Below are 17,994 nucleotides of genomic sequence, written 5' to 3' on the forward strand. Positions count from 1 at the left end.
GCCTATCGGTGACCTCCGGCGAGTCGGCCGGTATCCCGGTCGCGCCACGCGCAGGTCGGCGTAAGTTTTCGAGCGTGCACCTGACCCTGCAGCTGGACTTCCTCACCGTCGATCGCCTGCCGCTGCTGTGCTGCCTGGTCGCCTTCATCCTCACCTTCTTCGTGACGCGCACGATCGTGCGCTACATCAGGCGGCACGCCGACAGCGACGCTCCCCGCAAGTGGTGGCAGCCGCGCAACATCGCCGGTACGGGCGGCATGCACATCCACCACGTGGTGATCGGGGTGATTCTCGTGATGGTGTCGGGTCTCACCATGGTGACGCTGGCCGTCAACGGGGGAGTACCCGAATTCACGGCGGCGGCAACCCTTTTCGGAATCGGTGCCGCGCTGGTGCTCGACGAGTACGCCCTGATCCTGCATCTGTCGGACGTGTACTGGTCCGAGGACGGCCGCACCTCGGTGGATGCGGTGTTCGCCGCCGTGGCGGTGGCGGGTCTGCTCATCCTGGGGTTCAATCCACTGTCGTTCTTCGACGTCGGCATCTGGCGCGACGACCACAGCGTGGCCGCGCGCGCGACGGTCATCGCCCTGGCGGTGGTGACGCTGATGCTGGCGATGGTGGTGTTGGCCAAGGGAAAGGTGTGGACCGGGTTGGTGGGCATGTTCATCACACCCCTGCTGTTCGTGGGCGCGTTGCGGCTGTCCCGCCCGCACGCGCCGTGGGCCCGCTGGCGCTACACGAACCGGCCCCGCAAGATGCACCGGGCGCTGGAACGTGAGCGCTGGCTGCGCAGGCCCGTCGTGCAGGCCAAACTGTGGCTGCAGGACGCCATCGCCGGGATGCCGCGATTCCCCGACGATGGGAAGGTCGACGAACAGCTGGACCGCGAGATCCACGCCGCACCCGCCCCGCAGAAGGTCGCCGCGGTCGAGAAAGCCCCGGTGTAGATGCGCTACTTCTACGACACCGAGTTCATCGACAACGGCCGCACCATCGAGCTCATCTCGATCGGCGTGGCGGCCGAGGACGGCCGCGAGTACTACGCGGTGTCGACCGAGTTCGACCCGGAACGCGCGGGCAGCTGGGTCCGCAAACACGTGCTTCCGAAGCTGCCGTCGCCGGCGTCGAAGTCCTGGCGGTCCCGCCGCGAGATCCGATCCGAACTCGAGGACTTCTTCGGCATCGACGGCGACGAGCCGATCGAGCTGTGGGCCTGGGTGGGCGCCTACGACCACGTGGTGCTCTGCCAGCTGTGGGGGCCGATGACCGCGCTGCCACCCGCGATACCCCGGTTCACCCGCGAACTGCGCCAGTTCTGGGAGGACCGCGGCTCACCGCGGATGCCACCGCGGCCGCGTGACTCCCACGACGCGCTGGTCGACGCCCGCCACAACCTGCTGCGCTACCAGGTCATGACCGGATCAGCGGGGATGGACGGCCGTTCCCGGCCCTGACTTACCATTGACGGGTGAACTGGACCGTCGACATCCCCATCGACCAGCTCCCCGACCTGCCGCCCCTGCCGGACGAGCTGCGTCACCGCCTGGATTCCGCGCTGGCCAAACCGGCGGTCCAGCAGCCGAGCTGGGACGCCGACGCCGCCAAGGCCATGCGCACGGTCCTCGAGAGCGTTCCGCCGGTCACGGTGCCCTCGGAGATCGAGAAGCTCAAGGGTCTGCTCGCCGACGTCGCGCGCGGTGAGGCGTTCCTGCTGCAGGGCGGGGACTGCGCCGAGACGTTCGTCGACAACACCGAACCGCACATCCGCGCCAACATCCGCACCCTGCTGCAGATGGCCGTTGTCCTCACCTACGGCGCGAGCATGCCGGTGGTCAAGGTGGCGCGCATCGCCGGGCAGTACGCCAAACCGCGCTCGTCGGACATCGACGCGCTGGGGCTGAAGTCCTACCGCGGCGACATGATCAACGGGTTCGCCCCGGACGCGGCGGCCCGCCAGCACGATCCGTCGCGTCTCGTGCGCGCCTACGCCAACGCCAGCGCCGCGATGAACCTGGTGCGCGCGCTCACCTCGTCGGGGATGGCGGCGCTGCAGGGTGTGCACGACTGGAACCGCGAATTCGTGCGCACGTCGCCGGCCGGCGCCCGTTACGAGGCGCTCGCCGGGGAGATCGACCGGGCGCTGACGTTCATGAGCGCCTGCGGCGTCGACGACCGCAACCTGCAGACCGCCGAGATCTTCGCCAGCCACGAGGCGCTGGTGCTCGACTACGAACGCGCGATGCTGCGGCTCTCGACGGAGTTCCCGGCCGACGATCCGGAGCCGCGGCTCTACGACCTGTCCGCGCACTACGTGTGGATCGGTGAGCGCACCCGCCAGCTCGACGGCGCGCACATCGCGTTCGTGGAGACCATCGCCAACCCGATCGGCATCAAGCTCGGGCCGACCACCACACCGGAACTGGCCGTCGAGCTCGTCGAGCGGCTCGATCCGCACAACCAGCCGGGCCGACTGACGCTGGTGACCCGGATGGGGAACAGCAAGGTGCGCGACCTGCTGCCGCCGATCATCGAGAAGGTGCAGGCCAGCGGGCACCAGGTCATCTGGCAGTGCGATCCGATGCACGGCAACACCCACGAGTCCTCGACCGGTTACAAGACCCGCCACTTCGACCGCATCGTCGACGAGGTGCAGGGCTTCTTCGAGGTGCACCGCGCGCTGGGCACCCATCCGGGCGGCATCCACGTCGAGATCACCGGTGAGAACGTCACCGAATGCCTCGGCGGCGCGCAGGACATCTCCGACACCGACCTGGCCGGGCGTTACGAGACCGCGTGCGATCCGCGGATGAACACCCAGCAGAGCCTCGAGTTGGCGTTCCTGGTCGCGGAGATGCTGCGGGACTAGTCCGCCAGTACCGCTAGATCAGGTTCACCAGATTGCTGCCGAGCGCCCACGCGCCGGCGGCGAGCAGACCGGCCAGCGTGATGACCGCGACGACCCAGAACAGCAGGGCACGTTTGGCCCGCTGCCGGGCCCAGTAGAACTCGTCGATGTCGATGCCGGCGAATTGCCCTGCCGGATAAGCGATCTCACCGGAGTCGCGGGTGAACACCCGGGTGTGCTGGCGGGGCGCTGACGCCGGCGGGCGCGCGGTCGTGTCCGTGGTGGCCTGCTGATCCGGCGGTTGGCTGTGGTACAGCACCGCCGACGCGTGCTGGGCGGAGTGACGCGGCGCGGGCACCCGGAACGGCGGCAACCGCAGTTCCTCGATGATCTCCTCCAGCTCGGCGCCCATGTCGAGTGCGTCGGCGTACCGGTCGGCCGGGTCGCGCATGGTGGCGCGCAGCACCAGCTCGTCGAATTGCGATGGCACACCGGAGATCACCGAACTCGGCGGCGGAACGTCGTTGTCCATGCGCTGATACGCCACGGCGAGCGCACTGTCCCCGTTGAACGGGGTGACGCCGGTGAGCAGTTCGAACGCCATGACCCCGACGGAGTACACGTCGCTGCGCGGTCCGGCGTTCCCGGTGCCGACTTGTTCGGGGGACAGGTAGGCCGCCGTGCCGAGGATCACACTCGTGGAGGTGATCTTGGCTTCGGCCACGGCGCGCACCAACCCGAAGTCGGCGATCTTGACCTCACCGTCGTCGGAGATGAGGACGTTCTCCGGTTTGACGTCGCGGTGCACCAGGCCGGCTCGGTGCGCCACCGCCAGCCCCGAGAGCACCGGCGCCAGTACGGCGGCCGCCGCGTGCGGGGGCATGGGGCCGCGTTCGCGCAGCAGCTCGCGCAGCGTTCCGCCTTCGACGAGTTCCATCACCAGGAACGGATACTGGCCGTCGAGGCCCTGGTCGTACACCGCGACGAGACCGGGATCCTTCAGCCGGGCGACCGCCCTGGCCTCCCGCTGGAACCTGGTCAGGAACTGTTGGTCCCCGGAGTAGCGCGGGTCCATCACCTTGAGCGCGACGGGTCGGTCCAGACGCACGTCGAGTCCCCGGTACACCGTGGACATGCCGCCGGTGGCGATCGGCGCGTCGACGCGGTAGCGGCCGTCCAGCACGGCGCCGGCGAGCGGGTCCGACTGCGGGTAGGCCTCCACCGAACACATGTTACGAGTCGCGCCGGTGGCCCTAGACTCAGTGCGTGAGCAGCATTCCGGCCGCCGACGACGTCCTCGACCCCGACGAGCCCGTCTACGACCTGCCAACAGTCGCCGACCTGCTCGGTGTGGCGGTCACGCGAGTCCACCACCTCCTGCGGCAGGGCCAGTTGCTGGCCGTGCGGCGCGACGGGAAATTCGTGGTGCCGCAGATGTTCTTCGACCGCCACAGCCACGTGATCAAACAGCTGCCCGGTCTGCTCGTCGTGCTGCGCGACGGCGGCTACCGCGACAACGAGATCGTGCGCTGGCTGTTCACCCCGGACGAGTCGCTGGTCATCAGCCGGGACGGGGCCACCGAACCGATTCCCAACGCCAGGCCCGTCGACGCACTGCATTCGCATCAGGCCCGCGAGGTGCTCCGGCGCGCGCAGGCTCTCGCCTACTGACCGCCCGCGGTCGGCGCTTACTGACCGCCCGCGGTCGGCGCCCGCTCACGGACCTTCGCCAGCGAATACCACGCCACCACAGCGCATCCCGCGGCCAGTAGGACGTGCAGCCACGAATACATACCGTGCGCGCCGTCGGGTTTGAAGATGACCATGATCCAGGTGGAGAACCCGGCGATCAGCGCGATCGACCGCCTCGACTGGGCCAGCGCGGAGACCACTGCCAGCGGCCAGGTGTAGTACCAGGGCAGCGCGGCGGGTACGAACAGCACGACGACGAGCATCACGGAGGCGATCCCGATCAGCGCCTCGCGGTCGTCGTGCCGGAACCGCCACCACAGCAGCGGAAGCGCCACCACGATGATCGCCAGGCCGACTATGCGGGTCACATCGATGACGGCGTAGAAGTTCACCGGCAGGAACAGCCCGCCCACCGCGTTGATCACGTTCGCCGCCGCCGTCGGCAGCGTCAACCAGTTGATGATCTTGACGTTCCCGGCCGCCAGCGCGGTCAGCCAGCCCAGACCCACCCCGGCGACCCAGGACAACACCGCGAACACGGCGACGAAGATCGCCAGCCCCGCCGCGGTGGCGGTCGCGAACGCCCGCGGCGCACCGTAGCCGCGGCGATCGCGCAACTGGCGCATCCAGATCCACACCGTGAACGGCAGCGCCAGACCGGCGGTCGCCTTCACCGCGACGGCGACGACGATCACCGCGACACCCACCGCCGGGCGGTTGTTCAGGGTCAGGGCCAGCCCGGCCATCATCAGCCCGACCATCAGCATCTCGTTGTGGACCCCACCCATGAGGTGGATGATGACGAGCGGGTTGAGCACGCAGATCCACAGCGCCGCAGCGCCGCTGGCGCCGATGTGGCGGGCCACCCGCGGCGCTGCCCAGATCAGCAGGATCAGCCCGGGCAGCATGCACAGTCTCAGCAGCATCGTGCCCTCGACCACGTGCTCGCCGACGATCATGGTGACGAACTTCGCGACCATGATGAAGGCCGGACCGTACGGTGCCGTGGTCGTGGTCCAGATCGGGCTGACGTCGTCGAGCAGCGGGTTCGGGTTGGCGATCGGGCCGACTACGTAGGGGTCGAAACCGTCGCGCAGCAGCGCGCCCTGCGCCAGGTACGAGTAGGTGTCGCGGCTGAACACGGGGACGCTGAGCAGCAACGGCGCGAGCCAGAAACCGGTGGTGGCGACCATCGTGTATTCGTCGGCGGTGCGCCCCGGATCGTCACCGACGACCCGGCGGCCCAGCCACAACCAGGCCGCCAACATGATCGCGACCCCGCCCCACAGCAGCACCGAGGACAGCACCAGGCCGTGGCCGAAGCGCAGCCACGACAGGTGCAGCGATTCGAGCAGGGGGTCGTGCACCCGGGTGCTGCCTGCGCCGAGCCCGCCGGCCGTGATCAGCGTCGCGCCCAGGAAACCGAGCAGCGCGGGTCTGCCCGACGGCGACGAGGCGAATGCGATCAGGCGGGAGACATGTTGCGCCGAGCCGGGTTTCGGCGTCTCGGTCGGAGTGGGTGTGACCATGCTCAGGCGGACCGGTTGGCGGCCAATCTGGCGAGTTCGGTCAGGCCGGCCTTGGCCTGCGGGTCGATCGGTGCGGCGTCCAGCGCCTCCAGCGAGCGGCGGGTCAGCAGCGCGATGCGTTCCTCGACCGCCGTGAGCGCACCGACCGACTCGATGGCCGAACACAGTTCGCGCACCTGCGACTCGCTCAGATCGGTGCCGATCGACGAGCGCAGCAGCGCGGCGGTGCCCTGATCGGTCTTCTCGGCGAGTTCGACGGCCTCGGCCAGCAGCACGGTGCGCTTACCCGACCGCAGGTCGTCTCCGGAGGGTTTGCCCGTGACGGCCGGATCCCCGAACACGCCGAGGACGTCGTCGCGCAGTTGGAACGCCACCCCGATGTCGGTGCCGAGCTGGTGGAAGATCTCCAGCACCTCGGGGCGGTCGGCGGCCGCGGCCGCACCGAGCTGCAGCGGCCGCGACACCGTGTACGAGGCGGTCTTGTAGGTGTTCACCGTCATCGCCGAGGCGACCGTCTGGGCTCCGCTCGCTTCGGCGGCGATGTCGAGGAACTGCCCGCCGAGCACCTCGGTCCGGATGTCGGCCCACACCCGCTGCACGCGGCGGTGGGCGTCGAGGGGCAGATCGACCGAGGCGACGATGTCGTCGGCCCACACCAGCGACAGGTCGCCGGCCAGGATCGCCGCCGACAGGCCGAACTGTTCGGACGAACCGTGCCAACCCCGGTCGGCGTGGCGGTCGGCGAACAGCCGGTGCACGGTCGGCAACCCGCGGCGCGTCGCCGAGGCGTCGATCACGTCGTCGTGCACCAGTGCGCAGGCGTGCAGCAGTTCCAGCGCGGAGAACAGCAGCAGGACACCGCTGTCGGCGGGCCGGTCGGCCACCGCCCGCCAGCCCCAGTACGCGAAGGCCGGCCGGAGGCGTTTACCGCCCCGGAGCACGAACTCCTCGAGTGCGGCGGTCAGCTCCGCGTAGTCGGAACCGATGTAGGCGGCATCGCGCCGGCGCGCGGACAGGTAGTCCCGCAACTGCTCGGTGACGGCTCCGGCCAACTCGGCGGCTGACGGAGCCGCGGCATCCACGCTCAGCGGGTGCCCCTTTCGTCGTTCGGGTTGGGGTCGGCGAGGGTGGGGGAACGGTCCCGGCTGCTCCAGGCCAGACCGCCGATGATCGCGGCCACCACGAGCGTGGCCACCGTCAGCCAGATGGCGGCGGTGGTGAACGACCGCGCGCTGGGGTCGGTGTAGCGCGCCTGGGCGTTGAGGGTCGACACCACGCCCGGATTGAGCTTCCACTCCACGACCTCGGTGCTGACCTGGTCGCCGTTGGTCGAGGTGACCTCGCCGGGGAACGCCACCGACAGCGACACGTCGGCCTCGGGATCGCTCACCGAGGTCAGGTCGACGCGGCCTTCCAGGATCACCAGGTCACCGGCGCGGCGCAGCGAGATGTCGACGCCCGCGGCGTCGCGGTTCATGTTGGCCAGCTGCGGCAGTTCGGCGAAGGTGAGGTCGGAGAACACCGCCTGGGTGCCCACGTAGTCGTCGCGGTTGTAGTCCGAGACCGCGACCTTGGTGGCGAAGGGCAGGTTGTTGAGCAGCTGCGGACCCTTGTCGTCCGGTCCGCGCGGTTTGGCCGCCGCGACGATCTGGCCGGACACCCGGTCGTCGGGGGACACGGTGATCGAGGCCCGGACCCGCACACAGCCCACCACCATGGGCAGCATCAGCAGCAGCAATACCCAGGCCACCAGGCGGGTACGTTGTCGGCGGGCGAGCACGGAGGTCATCGGGGGTCATCGTGCCAGATGCCGGTCTACAGCGGCAGTGCGCGGCCCAGGATCGCGAACGCCCGCGGGTCGCCGGCGAAGTGGTAGCCGCGGATGACGTCCGAGAAGCCGAGCCGGCGGTAGAGCCGCCAGGCCCGGTTGGCCTCGCCGTTGATCTCGGGCGTGGAGAGCAGGACGTGTTTCTCGCCGCGGTCGCAGAGCAGCCGGCGGGTCAGCCCCTCGCCAAGGCCGCGGCCCTGCGCATGCGGAGCGATGTGCAGTTCGGTGAGCTCGAAGTAGTTGTTCATCAAGTCGTCGATGCGAGCCGGTTCGGCGCCGACGCGCTTGAGCCCGGCCACCACCTGCTGCTGCCACCACTGATCCGGCGCACCGCAGTAGCCGTACGCGACGCCCAGCAGCGGCGCACCGCTGAGATCCTCCGGCGTGTCGGGCGCCCCGGCCTGCGGTTCGACGGCCGCGACGGCCTTCCAGCCGTGGCGGCGGGTGTGCTCGATCCACATGGAGGCGCGCTGTTCCTCCGTACCGCGCGGATAGCGCATGGCGTCGACGTAGATGCCGAGCGCCTCGCCGAGCCGGCGCTCCATGTCGGTCGGCGACAGATCGATGAGATGCGGCGCCAATGTCGTTGCCCTTCGGTCCGTCGCGCGGGAGTGTGCACAAGAGTCGTCGGTCCCCATTATCTCCGCGGACGGGCACTGTCCTTCCGGGGGCGGCAGAGGTCATACAATCGTGGGGCGAAGTAGGTGGTACGGCTCAGATCGACCTCGTATCATGACAGTTAGAGGTCCGTGAACGCGGGCACGCACGAGTTTGAACGAACGGCCGCAGGCGGCGAGGAGGGACGAATGCCACTCTCCGATCATGAGCAGCGCATGCTCGATCAGATCGAGAGCGCGCTCTATGCCGAGGATCCCAAATTCGCGTCGAGTGTGCGCGGTGGGACTCTGCGAGCGCCGTCGGCCCGCCGTCGGCTCCAGGGCGCGGCCCTGTTCGTCGTGGGCCTGGCGATGCTGGTCTCCGGTGTCGCGTTCAAGGCGACCATGATCGGGAGCTTCCCGATCCTCTCGGTGATCGGCTTCATCGTGATGTTCGGCGGCGTCGTCTTCGCGATCACCGGCCCCCGCGTGGCCGGTGGCCGCGACCGGTCGGCCCCGCCCGTCGGCGGTGGCGCGCGGCAGAAGCGGCCGAAGGGTTCGGGTGGTGGTTCGTTCACCAGCCGGATGGAGGACCGGTTCCGGCGGCGCTTCGACGAGTAGTCGCAGACACGCTGAAAGGGGTGGCCCCGTGTGGGGCTGCCCCTTTTTTCATGTCGTGGGCCGGTGAGTTTCCCCCACTACGCCCCACCACCCCGCCATACCCCCTGAGCTGCGCATTCAGGTCTCAGGACGGGTTGTCGACGGCCCGGTGCGGGCCGGAAAACCACTGACGGCTGGGCTGAAGTGGGGCGACGTGGCAATCTGGTGCCCAGCAATGGCGCAAAGTGGGGGATTGTGGGGTAAAGTGGCGTGCAGCGGAGCAACCGGGGCTCCCAGTGGCGCAGGAGGTGGCCAGGATGTTTCTGGGCACCTACACGCCGAAGCTCGACGACAAAGGGCGGCTCACACTGCCCGCCAAGTTCCGCGACGCACTGGCAGGAGGGTTGATGGTCACCAAGAGCCAGGACCACAGCCTCGCCGTCTATCCGCGTGCGGAATTCGAGAAACTGGCCCGCCGGGCCTCACAGGCGTCGCGGAGCAATCCGGAAGCCCGCGCCTTCCTGCGGAATCTGGCGGCCGCGACCGACGAACAGCATCCCGACGCCCAGGGTCGGATCACGCTGTCGGCCGACCACCGCCGCTACGCCAGCCTGTCGAAGGAATGCGTGGTGATCGGCTCGGTCGACTACCTCGAGATCTGGGACGCCGCGGCGTGGCAGGAGTACCAGCAGGCCCACGAAGAGAACTTCTCCGCGGCGACTGATGAAACTCTGCGCGACATCATCTGAACCGGCCCGTGCAGCGTGGCCTCTGTCCGAACCGGCCCTGGCGTACTTCCCCGACGCCAGGTCCGCCTCGGACAGGGACCTCGCTGCAGGGGCGTACAGCCCGGGGGTGGCGATGGAGCACATACCGGTCCTACTGGATCGTTGCGTCGAACTGCTCACCCCCGCGCTGACCCGCCGCAATCCCGACGGCCGCGGAGCCGTCCTGGTCGACGCCACGCTCGGCGCGGGTGGCCACGCCCACCGGTTCCTCAGTGACCTGCCCGGGCTGCATCTCATCGGGCTGGACCGCGACCCGCAGGCGCTGCAGATCGCCGGCGAGCGGCTCGCGCCGTTCGGTGACCGGGTGTCGCTGGTGCGCACCCGCTACGACGGGATCGACGACGCCCTGGCGCAGACCGGCGTGGCCGAGGTCAGCGGGTTCCTCTTCGACCTCGGGGTGTCCTCGATGCAACTCGACCGCACCGAGCGCGGGTTCTCCTACAGCGCCGACGCCCCGCTGGACATGCGCATGGACAGCGACGCCCCGCTCACCGCGGCCGACGTGGTCAACACGTTCGCGGAGAAGGACATCACCCGGATTCTCCGGGAATTCGGTGAGGAGCGGTTCGCCGCCCGCATCGCCAAGCACATTGTGCGCCGCCGGCCACTGAACACCACCGGTGAGCTGGTCGAACTGCTCTACGATGCCATCCCGGCACCCGCCCGGCGGACCGGCGGGCATCCCGCCAAGCGCACCTTCCAGGCCCTGCGGATCGCGGTGAACAGCGAACTGGACTCGCTGCGCGCGGCGATCCCCGCCGCGCTGGGCGCCCTCGAGACCGGCGGCCGGATCGTCGTGATGGCCTACCAGTCGCTCGAGGACCGCATCGTCAAGACCGAGTTCGCCGCGGCCACCGCGTCGCGCACACCCCCCGGGCTGCCCGTCGAACTACCCGGCCACGAACCCGAGTTCGTCGCACTCACCCGCGGGGCCGAGCGGGCCACCCCGGAGGAGATCGAACGCAATCCGCGCAGTGCGCCGGTGCGGTTGCGCGCACTGGAGAAGGTCGCCGGCAGGCCGACAACGGCCAGGAGGGACGCCCGATGAAGGCAAAGCGATCTGCACCCGTGCGCGGTGAGGAGCGAAGGCGGGCGCCCCGCCAGCCGGTCCGCAAGACGGCCCGCCGGGGTGTCGAGGCGGCTCCGCGTCCTCGCAGAACCCCGACCGGCAGGCCCACCCGCGACTCGCGGTCGGCGCCCCAGACCGCGCCGATCGCGCGGCCCGCGGAGCTGCCGGCGCGGCCGAAGAATGCCACCCAGGCCAAGGCCCGGGCGAAGGCGCGGAAAGCCAAGGCGCCGAAGGTCGTACGCCCGCCCCTGCGGGAACGGTTGCTTATCAAGCTCTCGACGATCGAGCTGAACCCCAAGGCGCTGATCGCGCGGGTGCCGTTCGTGGTGCTGGTCATCGGCTCACTCGGCCTCGGGCTCGGCATCACGCTCTGGCTGTCGACCGGCGCGGCCGAACGGTCCTACCAGCTCGGTGCCGCCCGCCAGACGAATCAGGCTCTGGCGCAACAGAAAGAGGCCCTCGAACGCGACGTGCTGGAGGCGCAGGCGGCACCCGCCCTGGCCGAGGCGGCCCGCAATCTCGGCATGATCCCGTCACGCGACACCGCCCACCTGGTGCAGGACCCGGCGGGCAACTGGGTGGTCGTCGGGACGCCGAAACCTGCCGAGGGGGTGCCACCGCCACCGCTGAACACCCCGATCCCCGATGTGGTGCCCGCGCCCGCCCCGCCGCGGCCCGCCGCGCAGGCCGGCGCCCCCCGCGTGGTCGACCCCCGCGAGGTGCCCGTCCGCATCACCCCAAGTCCGCAGACCGCGCTCCCGCAGACCGCGCTCCCGCAGGGTGAGGTTCCGCACCTCGCGCCCGGTGCCCAGCCGCCGGCGCCGGGTCCCGTTGCGGTCCCGCTGGATTCGGCTCCCGCGCCGGCTCCCGCTGCTGCTCCCGCGCCGGTCGACCCGGCGCTGGCCCCAGTGCCCCCGCCGCTTCCGGCGCCCGCTCCGGACCACCTCGCCGCGCCGCAGGCGCCCGTGCCGGCAGGACCGCCGGCGTGAGCCCCCGCCGCGATCCGCGGGGTGGTGCTCCCCGGCGCGCCCGCGGCCCGAAGGCGGCCTCCGCCCAGGGCCGCCCGGCCAAGGCCCGCCGCACCCGCAAGGCGGTGGCCGGCGAATCCGGCCTGCGCAGCTCGTCGTTCGTGTTCCGGCACCGCGCCGGAACCGCGGTGATGCTGGTACTGCTGTTGGTCGCCGCCGCTCAGCTGTTCAACCTCCAGGTGCCGCGCGCAGAGGGGTTGCGCGCGGAGGCGGCCGGACAGCTCAAGGTCACCGATGTGCAGAAGGCGGTGCGCGGCAGCATCGTCGACCGCAACGACGACAAGCTGGCCTTCACCATCGAGGCGCGGGCGTTGACGTTCCAGCCGGTCAAGGTCCGCAAACAACTCGAGGAGGCGCGCGCGAAGTCGGAGGAGGCGCCCGATCCCAAGCGCCGCCTGGTCGAGATCGCCGACGAGGTCGCCGCGCGGCTGAACAACAAACCGGATGCGAAAACCGTTCTGCGCAAACTGAACAGCAACGAGACGTTCGTCTACCTGGCGCGCGCGGTCGATCCGGTGATCTCCGATGCGATCACCGAGAAGTTCCCCGAGGTCGGTTCGGAACGCCAGGACATCCGGCAGTACCCGGGTGGCTCGCTGGCGGCCAACATCGTCGGCGGCATCGACTGGGACGGCCACGGCCTGCTGGGCCTGGAGGATTCGCTCGACGCCGTCCTGGCCGGCACCGACGGCTCGGTCACCTACGACCGGGGTTCCGACGGTGTGGTGATCCCCGGCAGCTACCGCAACCGCCACGACGCGGTCGACGGTTCGACCGTGCAACTGACCATCGACGACGACATCCAGTTCTACGTCCAGCAGCAGGTGCAGATGGCCAAGGACGCCTCCGGCGCCAAAAACGTCTCGGCCGTCGTGCTGGACGCGAAAACCTCTGAGGTGCTCGCGATGTCGAACGACAACACGTTCGACCCCAGCCAGGACATCGGCAAGCAGGACAACCGCCAGATCGGCAACCTCCCGGTGTCCTCGCCGTTCGAGCCGGGTTCGGTGAACAAGATCGTCACCGCGGCCGCGGCGATCGAGTACGGGCTGACCAACCCCGACGAGGTGCTGCAGGTGCCCGGTTCGATCAACATGGGCGGCGTCACGGTGGGCGACGCGTGGAAGCACGGCACGATGCCGTACACCACCACCGGCGTGTTCGGGAAGTCGTCCAACGTCGGCACGCTGATGCTCGCCGACCGGATCGGGCCGGAGCGCTACGCCGAGATGCTCAAGAAGTTCGGCCTGGGCCAGCGCACCGGAGTCGGCCTGCCGGGCGAGAGCGCCGGCCTGGTGCCGCCGATCCACCAGTGGTCGGGCAGTACGTTCTCCAACCTGCCCATCGGACAGGGCCTTTCGATGACGTTGCTGCAGATGGCCGGGATGTACCAGGCGATCGCCAACGACGGCGTGCGCATCCCGCCGCGGGTCCTCAAGGCGACCATCGCCCCCGACGGCACCCGCACCGAAGAGGAGCGGCCCGAGGGCGTGCGCGTGGTGTCGCCGCAGACGGCGCAGACCGTGCGCAACATGTTCCGCTCGGTGGTACAGCGCGATCCGATGGGGGAGCAGCAGGGCACCGGGCCGGCGGCGGCGGTCGAGGGCTACCAGATCGCGGGCAAGACCGGCACCGCGCAGCAGATCAACCCCGCCTGCGGCTGCTACTACAGCGACGTCTACTGGATCACCTTCGCCGGCATGGCCACCGTCGACGATCCGCGCTACGTCATCGGCATCATGATGGACGCCCCGCACCGCGCCGCCGACGGTTCCCCGGGCTCGTCGGCCGCCCCGCTGTTCCACAACATCGCCTCGTGGCTGCTGCAGCGGCAGAACGTGCCGCTGTCACCGCCCGGCGCTCCGCTGACACTGCAGGCGACCTGACCGACGCGTCGGGCCGACCGAGGCTCGGTACTGTGTCATGGCCATGAAGCTGCGCCCCAGCCATCCCGTCGGACACGCGCTCGGTGCCCTTGCCGAGCAGGTGCAGGCGGTTCCCGCCCCCGGATTCCCGGTGCCCGACATCCGGGTCACCGGGGTGACGTTGCGCGGCCAGGACGCGCTGCCCGGTGACCTGTTCGCCGCGTTGCCGGGTTCCTCCGCGCACGGGGCGCGGTTCGTCGCCGACGCGGTAGCCGCGGGTGCGGTGGCCGTGCTCACCGACGCCGCCGGAGCGGTCATGCTGGGTGCGGACCCGGTGGTCCCGGTGCTCGTCCACCCCGATCCCCGCGCAGTGCTCGGCGCCGTCGCGTCGACCGTCTACGGCCATCCGTCGCAGCACCTGCGCGTCGTCGGCGTGACCGGCACCTCGGGCAAGACCACCACCACGTACCTGGTCGAGGCCGGCCTGCGGGCGGCCGGGCGGGTCGCCGGGCTGATCGGCACGGTCGGCATCCGGATCGACGGGCGCGATCAGCCCAGCGCGCTGACCACCCCCGAGGCACCGGATCTGCAGGCGCTGCTCGCCGTGATGGTCGAACAGGGCGTCGACACCGTCGTGATGGAGGTGTCCAGCCACGCGCTCACCCTCGGCCGGGTCGACGGGGTGCACTTCGCGGCGGGCGGGTTCACCAACCTCTCGCGCGACCACCTCGACTTCCACCCGACCATGGAGGACTACTTCGACGCCAAGGCGGGGCTGTTCGACCCGCAGTCCCGCACCCGCGCCGAGCTCGCGGTGGTGTGTGTCGACGACGACGCGGGCCGGGCGATGGCCATCCGGGCCGGGCGGGCGGTGACGGTGAGCGCCTCCGGCAGACCCGCGGACTGGCGCGCCGAGGACGTCCGCGCCGTCGAGGCCGGCGCGCAGGAGTTCGTCGCCGTCGACCCGGCGGGCGTGCACCACGGACTGCGCATCGCCCTGCCCGGGCACTACAACGTCGCGAACTGTCTGCTGGCCGCCGCGCTGCTCGACGCCGTCGACGTCTCGCCCGAGCAGGCCGCGCCGGGTCTGCGCACCGCGACGGTGCCCGGCCGGTTGGAGGCCGTCGACCGTGGTCAGGACTTCCTCGCGTTGGTCGACTACGCCCACAAACCGGGCGCCCTGCGGGCGGTGCTGGAGACGCTGCGGGGCCAGGGAACGGGCCGCATCGCCGTGGTGTTCGGCGCGGGCGGCAACCGCGACGCCGGTAAACGCGAACCGATGGGCCGGGTCGCCGCGGAACTGGCGGACCTGGTCGTCGTCACCGACGACAACCCCCGCGACGAGGACCCCGCGACGATCCGAGCGGCGATCATGGCCGGCGCCCGCGCGGCCGGCGGCGGCGCGGACGTCGTCGAGGTCGGTGACCGCCGCGAGGCGATCGCCCACGCCGTGCGGTGGGCGCGTTCCGGTGACGTGGTGCTGGTCGCAGGTAAGGGCCACGAGACCGGCCAGACCGCGGCCGGTCGCACCCACCCGTTCGACGACCGCGTCGAACTCGCCGAACTGCTGGAGAAGCGCGGGTGATCGAACTGACCCTGGCCCGGGTGGCCGAGATCGTCGGCGGCCGGCTGGCCGACATCACCCCCGAGGACGCCGCCGCCACCCGGATCACCGGAACCGTCGAATTCGACTCGCGCGCCGTCACGGCCGGCGGGCTGTTCCTGGCGCTGCCGGGTGCCCGCTCCGACGGCCACGACTTCGCCGCGGCCGCCGTCGCCGCGGGGGCCGCGGCGGTGCTGGCCGCCCGTCCGGTCGGCGTGCCCGCCGTCGTCGTCCCTCCCGCCGCGGGGCCCGAGGGCTCCGGTGTGCTCGAACACGACACCGACGGCGCCGGTGCCGCGGTGCTGGCGGCGCTGGCCCGGTTGGCCGCCGCGGTCGCCGCCGAACTGGTCGACGGCGGGCTGCGGATCGTCGGGATCACCGGATCGTCGGGGAAGACCTCGACGAAGGATCTGGTGGCCGCCGTACTCGCCCCGCTGGGGGAGGTGATCGCCCCGCCGGGTTCGTTCAACAACGAACTCGGTCACCCGTGGACGGTGCTGCGCGCCGACCGCTCGACCGACTTCCTGGTGCTGGAGATGTCGGCGCGGCATCCGGGCAACATCGCCGCGCTGGCCGCGATCGCCCCGCCGTCGATCGCGGTGGTGCTCAACGTGGGCACCGCCCACCTCGGCGAGTTCGGTTCGCGCGAGGCCATTGCCGCCACGAAATCCGAACTGCCGCAGGCTGTTCCGGAATCCGGTGTGGTGATCCTCAATGCCGACGACAGTGCGGTCGCCGCGATGGCGGAGGTGACGGCGGCCCGGGTGGTGCGGGTGTCGCGGGAACCCGGCGCCGACATCTGGGCGGACGCGGTGACGCTCGACGAACTCGCTCGCCCGCGTTTCACCCTGCACGCCGCGGGCGGTGAGGTGCCGGTGAACCTCGCGGTGCACGGCGACCACCAGGTGTCCAACGCACTGTGTGCGGCCGCGGTCGCGCTGGAATGCGGGGCCACCCTGGACCAGGTCGCGGCCGCGCTCGCCGGGGCCGGTCCGGTGTCGCGGCACCGCATGCAGGTCACCACGCGCGAGGACGGCGTCACCGTGGTCAACGACGCCTACAACGCGAACCCGGACTCCATGCGGGCGGGGCTCAAGGCGCTGGCATGGATGAGTAGGGGCGGCGCGGCCAAACGCCGGAGCTGGGCCGTGCTCGGCGAGATGGCCGAACTCGGTGACGACTCGATATCCGAGCACGACAGCATCGGCCGACTGGCGGTGCGCTTAGATGTGTCACGACTCGTCGTCGTAGGAACCGGGAGGTCGGCAAGCGCCATGCATCAGGGGGCGGTCATGGAGGGATCCTGGGGGGCGGAGGCCACCCGGGTCGATGACGCCGACGCTGCGCTGGCGCTGTTGAGCGACGAACTGCAGCCCGGTGATGTCGTGCTGGTGAAGGCGTCGAACTCGGCGGGCCTCGGTGCGCTGGCCGATTCGCTGACCGCCGGACGTGACGGGACCGCCACCCGATGAGGCAGATCCTCATCGCCGTCGGCCTCGCGCTGGCGGTGTCGATCCTGCTGACGCCGGTGCTCATCCGGTTGTTCACCCGGCAGGGCTTCGGACACGAGATCCGTGAGGACGGCCCGCCGACCCATCACAAGAAGCGCGGCACGCCGTCGATGGGCGGGGTGGCGATCCTGGCCGGCATCTGGGTCAGCTACCTCGGCACCCACCTGGTCGGGTTGGCGCTCGACGGGGAGGGGCCGTCGGCCTCGGGTCTGCTGGTCCTCGGCCTGGCCACCGCACTGGGCATCGTGGGCTTCATCGACGACCTGATCAAGATCCGGCGCGCCCGCAACCTCGGCCTGAACAAGACCGCCAAGACCGTGGGCATCCTGGCGGCCGCCCTGCTGTTCGGGGTGCTGGCGCTGCAGTTCGGCAACGCCGACGGGCTGACGCCGGGCAGCCCGGAGCTGTCCTATGTGCGCGAGATCGCCACCGTGACGCTGGCGCCGCTGATCTTCGTGCTGTTCTGCGTCGTGCTGGTCAGCGCCTGGTCCAACGCGGTGAACTTCACCGACGGGCTCGACGGTCTGGCCGCGGGCGCGATGGCGATGGTGTGCGCGGCCTACGTGCTGATCACGTTCTGGCAGTACCGCAACGCGTGCGCGACCAGCCCTGGTCTTGGCTGCTACAACGTGCGCGATCCGCTGGATCTGGCGCTGGTCGCCGCGGCCGCCGCCGGCGCCTGCATCGGATTCCTGTGGTGGAACGCCGCACCGGCCAAGATCTTCATGGGCGACACCGGATCGCTGGCGCTCGGCGGCATCATCGCCGGGCTGTCGGTCACCAGCCGCACCGAGATCCTCGCGGTGGTGCTCGGCGCGCTGTTCGTCGCCGAGGTCACCTCGGTCGTGGTGCAGATCCTGGCGTTCCGCACCACCGGGCGACGGGTGTTCCGGATGGCCCCGTTCCACCACCACTTCGAACTCGTGGGTTGGGCCGAGACCACGGTGATCATCCGATTCTGGCTGCTCACCGCGATCGCCTGCGGGCTGGGCGTGGCGCTGTTCTACGGCGAGTGGCTCACCGCCGTCGGGGCTTGA

Annotated in this window: 17 protein-coding genes; 12 read left to right on the forward strand and 5 right to left on the reverse strand. The window is 70.5% G+C overall.

Going from position 1 to position 17,994, the window contains the following annotated elements:
• Positions 1–74: 74 nt before the first annotated feature.
• From G6N49_RS06575 to G6N49_RS06585, 3 genes are read left to right on the forward strand one after another with little or no spacing between them, the layout of a single operon-like run.
• A complete protein-coding gene (locus G6N49_RS06575) occupies positions 75–950 on the forward strand; it encodes a hypothetical protein (protein WP_011856050.1) in 876 nt (291 codons plus the stop codon).
• Positions 951–1,457 (forward strand): polyadenylate-specific 3'-exoribonuclease AS, encoded by a 507-nt coding sequence (locus tag G6N49_RS06580; protein WP_011560657.1) that lies wholly within the window; start codon positions 951–953, stop codon positions 1,455–1,457.
• Between the two features lie 14 nt (positions 1,458–1,471).
• Entirely contained in the window at positions 1,472–2,869 is a 1,398-nt protein-coding gene (locus G6N49_RS06585) for a class II 3-deoxy-7-phosphoheptulonate synthase (protein WP_011856049.1), read from the forward strand.
• A gap of 13 nt (positions 2,870–2,882) precedes the next feature.
• Here G6N49_RS06585 and G6N49_RS06590 read toward each other — a convergent pair whose 3' ends face one another.
• Positions 2,883–4,079 carry a protein kinase domain-containing protein gene (locus G6N49_RS06590; protein WP_011856048.1) on the reverse strand — a complete coding sequence of 399 codons (1,197 nt, stop codon included), beginning with the start codon at positions 4,077–4,079 and terminating at the stop codon, positions 2,883–2,885.
• A 35-nt stretch (positions 4,080–4,114) separates the two neighbouring features.
• Between G6N49_RS06590 and G6N49_RS06595 the strand changes: the two genes are divergently transcribed.
• Positions 4,115–4,519, forward strand: coding sequence for an Rv2175c family DNA-binding protein (locus G6N49_RS06595; protein WP_011856047.1), 405 nt, complete (start codon positions 4,115–4,117; stop codon positions 4,517–4,519).
• A 17-nt stretch (positions 4,520–4,536) separates the two neighbouring features.
• Here G6N49_RS06595 and G6N49_RS06600 read toward each other — a convergent pair whose 3' ends face one another.
• Genes G6N49_RS06600 through G6N49_RS06615 form a run of 4 tightly spaced genes read right to left on the reverse strand, consistent with a single transcriptional unit; the run spans position 4,537 to position 8,478 of the window.
• Positions 4,537–6,069 (reverse strand): alpha-(1->6)-mannopyranosyltransferase A, encoded by a 1,533-nt coding sequence (locus G6N49_RS06600; protein WP_011560653.1) that lies wholly within the window; start codon positions 6,067–6,069, stop codon positions 4,537–4,539.
• A 2-nt stretch (positions 6,070–6,071) separates the two neighbouring features.
• Complete coding sequence (idsA2, locus tag G6N49_RS06605; RefSeq protein ID WP_011560652.1) at positions 6,072–7,151, reverse strand: bifunctional (2E,6E)-farnesyl/geranyl diphosphate synthase; 1,080 nt, start codon at positions 7,149–7,151, stop codon at positions 6,072–6,074.
• A 2-nt stretch (positions 7,152–7,153) separates the two neighbouring features.
• Positions 7,154–7,858 (reverse strand): LppM family (lipo)protein, encoded by a 705-nt coding sequence (locus G6N49_RS06610; protein WP_011560651.1) that lies wholly within the window; start codon positions 7,856–7,858, stop codon positions 7,154–7,156.
• A 26-nt stretch (positions 7,859–7,884) separates the two neighbouring features.
• A complete protein-coding gene (locus G6N49_RS06615) occupies positions 7,885–8,478 on the reverse strand; it encodes a GNAT family N-acetyltransferase (RefSeq protein WP_011856046.1) in 594 nt (197 codons plus the stop codon).
• A gap of 225 nt (positions 8,479–8,703) precedes the next feature.
• On the opposite strand from G6N49_RS06615, the gene G6N49_RS06620 reads away from it, so the two are divergent.
• The 8 genes from G6N49_RS06620 (at position 8,704) to mraY (ending at position 17,994) form a co-directional block, all read left to right on the forward strand.
• Complete coding sequence (locus G6N49_RS06620) at positions 8,704–9,114, forward strand: SCO2097 family morphological protein (RefSeq protein WP_011560649.1); 411 nt, start codon at positions 8,704–8,706, stop codon at positions 9,112–9,114.
• A gap of 296 nt (positions 9,115–9,410) precedes the next feature.
• Complete coding sequence (gene mraZ / locus G6N49_RS06625) at positions 9,411–9,842, forward strand: division/cell wall cluster transcriptional repressor MraZ (RefSeq protein WP_011560648.1); 432 nt, start codon at positions 9,411–9,413, stop codon at positions 9,840–9,842.
• Positions 9,817–10,929, forward strand: coding sequence for a 16S rRNA (cytosine(1402)-N(4))-methyltransferase RsmH (rsmH, locus tag G6N49_RS06630; protein WP_406540076.1), 1,113 nt, complete (start codon positions 9,817–9,819; stop codon positions 10,927–10,929). The genes mraZ and rsmH overlap by 26 nt, the downstream gene beginning before the upstream one ends.
• Positions 10,926–11,939, forward strand: a complete 1,014-nt coding sequence (locus G6N49_RS06635) for a cell division protein FtsL (RefSeq protein WP_011856044.1) — start codon at positions 10,926–10,928, stop codon at positions 11,937–11,939. The genes rsmH and G6N49_RS06635 overlap by 4 nt, the downstream gene beginning before the upstream one ends.
• Before the next feature lie 104 nt (positions 11,940–12,043).
• Positions 12,044–13,864 (forward strand): peptidoglycan D,D-transpeptidase FtsI family protein, encoded by a 1,821-nt coding sequence (locus tag G6N49_RS06640; protein ID WP_234786931.1) that lies wholly within the window; start codon positions 12,044–12,046, stop codon positions 13,862–13,864.
• Positions 13,865–13,907: 43 nt separating this feature from the next.
• Complete coding sequence (locus tag G6N49_RS06645; protein ID WP_041925322.1) at positions 13,908–15,428, forward strand: UDP-N-acetylmuramoyl-L-alanyl-D-glutamate--2,6-diaminopimelate ligase; 1,521 nt, start codon at positions 13,908–13,910, stop codon at positions 15,426–15,428.
• The gene (locus G6N49_RS06650) at positions 15,425–16,918 is read left to right on the forward strand and encodes a UDP-N-acetylmuramoyl-tripeptide--D-alanyl-D-alanine ligase (RefSeq protein ID WP_011560643.1); all 1,494 of its coding nucleotides are present in this window, start codon (positions 15,425–15,427) and stop codon (positions 16,916–16,918) included. The genes G6N49_RS06645 and G6N49_RS06650 overlap by 4 nt, the downstream gene beginning before the upstream one ends.
• Positions 16,915–17,994 carry a phospho-N-acetylmuramoyl-pentapeptide-transferase gene (gene mraY, locus G6N49_RS06655; protein ID WP_011856042.1) on the forward strand — a complete coding sequence of 360 codons (1,080 nt, stop codon included), beginning with the start codon at positions 16,915–16,917 and terminating at the stop codon, positions 17,992–17,994. The genes G6N49_RS06650 and mraY overlap by 4 nt, the downstream gene beginning before the upstream one ends.

It is taken from the genome of Mycolicibacterium monacense (assembly GCF_010731575.1).
In the GTDB taxonomy this organism is placed as follows: domain Bacteria; phylum Actinomycetota; class Actinomycetes; order Mycobacteriales; family Mycobacteriaceae; genus Mycobacterium; species Mycobacterium monacense.